Here is a 350-nt window from a genome sequence, read left to right on the forward strand (position 1 = left end):
CGGAACGCTCGGGGAGGATGCCTTCGCGGCATCCCTCCGGGCTGCGGCATCTGCGGTCCGCGACGTGATCGGGTACAACGAGCCACAGGACGAGGAGGACGAGGACGCCTATATCCGCGCGGTCTGCGCGGCCGTGGAGGTCGATCAGGCCTACGGGGCATCGGGGGGCATCGGAGAGGCCGTGGCCTCTGTCACGCTCGGCAAGTTCTCCGCCTCGATCGGCGGAGACGGCGCCTCGTCACTCTACTATGCGGACATGCGCCGCGTCGTGCACCGCGAGCTGGTCGGGTCCTCTCTTCTCTACCAGGGGCTTCGATGATTCCCCTGCCGCGCAGGATGCTGCGCCAAAC

1 protein-coding gene is annotated in these 350 nt (G+C 68.0%); it reads left to right on the plus strand.

The window, feature by feature from the left end; genetic code table 11:
• A partial coding sequence (locus NE591_RS13405; protein ID WP_256156882.1) for a hypothetical protein occupies positions 1–319 on the plus strand: 319 nt, incomplete at its 5' end.
• Positions 320–350 lie beyond the last annotated feature (31 nt).

It is taken from the genome of Adlercreutzia sp. DFI.6.23 (genome assembly GCF_024462535.1).
In the GTDB taxonomy this organism is placed as follows: Bacteria; Actinomycetota; Coriobacteriia; order Coriobacteriales; family Eggerthellaceae; genus Adlercreutzia; species Adlercreutzia rubneri.